Consider the following 1671-nt stretch of genomic DNA (forward strand, 5'->3'; position numbering starts at 1 on the left):
GTTTGATGTCCTGCAGTGCAGCGATCCATGCTGCGGCGCATATAAAAGCGATTGCTCATGTGAATTTGTTCGCGGCTCGAAAAAATATCGAACTCGTTTCGTTCATGGGGTTGCGCAGGTCACGCAATTCCCGTATCGAAAATCTGTAACGTTTCAGATTCTGGGAGGAACCGAAATGCGATACAGACTTTTGACCGCTGCGCTGGCAGCGACGGCTACTCTGCAATTTGCCGGTCCGGCCGCGGCGACGGACCTGGAAGTGATTCACTGGTGGACGTCGAAGGGCGAGTCGGCGGCGGTGTCGCAGTTCGCAAAGGCCTTTGACAATGACGGCCACGGCGACCGCTGGGTGGACAGCGCCATCGCACTCGGCGAGACCGCCCGATCGACCGTCATGCAGCGCGTGCTCGGCGGCGATCCGCCCGGTGCCGCTCAGTTCAATCCCGGCCGGCAGTACGAAGAACTGATTTCGGGCGGCAAGCTGCTTGACCTGACGGACGTCGCGACCGCCGGCAAGTGGGATGAGGTCATTCGCCCGAAGGCGATCGGCAGCGCCTGCCTCGTTGACGGCCACTGGTGGTGCGTTCCGGTCAACATCCATTCGAATTACTGGGCCTGGTACTCCAAGCCGGTGTTCGAGAAAGCGGGCGTGCCAGAGCCGAAGAACCTGGCCGATTTCCTCGCGGCCGCGCCGAAGATCAAGGAGGCAGGCCTCATCCCCTTCGCCATCGGCGGCGACGGAAACGGCTGGCAGATTCAATTGCTCTTCCAGGACATGGTTACCGAGGCTCTCGGTGTCGCACAGCGCGACAAGATGTATACCACCAAGAGCGCCGAAATTGCGGGCAGCCCAGAGATGAAAGGCGTCTTCACGCAGTTGAGGGCCCTGAAGCAGTTCACCGACAACGGCTACGCCAACCGCAACTGGAACGACACCACCAACCTGGTGATCACCGGCAAGGCCGGACTTCAGGTGATGGGCGACTGGGCGCGCGGCGAATTCGCGGCCGCCGGCATGACCGGAGTCAAGGATTTCGGCTGCATGATCGGCCTGAACGAGGCCAAGCCGGTGGTCAGCACCGACGGCGACATCATCCTGTTCTTCAAGCAGAACAATCCGGATGTCGAAGYAGCGCAGAAGCGTCTTGCGGCGCTGCTGATCAGCCCCGAGGTCCAGGTCGCCTTCAACAACGCCAAGGGTTCCATGCCCGTGCGTGGCGATGTCGACATGTCGACAGCCGACCCGTGCATGCAGAAGTCGCTGAAGGCAGTGGAAGACCCGGCCAACATCGTCACCGCGACGAACCGGTTCATCACCGAGAACACCAATCAGCAGCTCAATGAGCTCGTCGCGCAATTCTTCGCAGACGATTCCATGACGGCTGACGACGCCACCGCGAAGTTCGCCACGATCATCGGCAATTCCGACTAGGAACTGATCACTACCCCGAGGCGCCGCCCTTACAGCGGCGCCTCGGTCGCGTCCCGACCCGACAGGAAGCTCTCTTTTCTCTCGGCAACGGGCTGACAATCGCAGGACGGGAAGCTGCGGCGGTCTGAAGCCCGGTGGTTCGGACAGCGCTGACCTTCACGTCGGCAAACGCCCCCAAGGTGTCGGTGGAAGCGGAGAAAGACGGACGATGCAGAAGAGCTGGAGGCACAGATTTCACC

At 61.1% G+C, this 1671-nt stretch carries 1 protein-coding gene; it reads left to right on the forward strand.

What is annotated here, in order from left to right; genetic code table 11:
• Window positions 1-175: 175 nt before the first annotated feature.
• Window positions 176-1432: an ABC transporter substrate-binding protein gene (locus ACXJ7R_RS31920; protein ID WP_457155287.1), complete on the forward strand. Its 1257-nt coding sequence runs from the start codon at window positions 176-178 to the stop codon at window positions 1430-1432.
• Window positions 1433-1671 lie beyond the last annotated feature (239 nt).

It is taken from the genome of Mesorhizobium sp. P5_C1 (assembly GCF_054049815.1).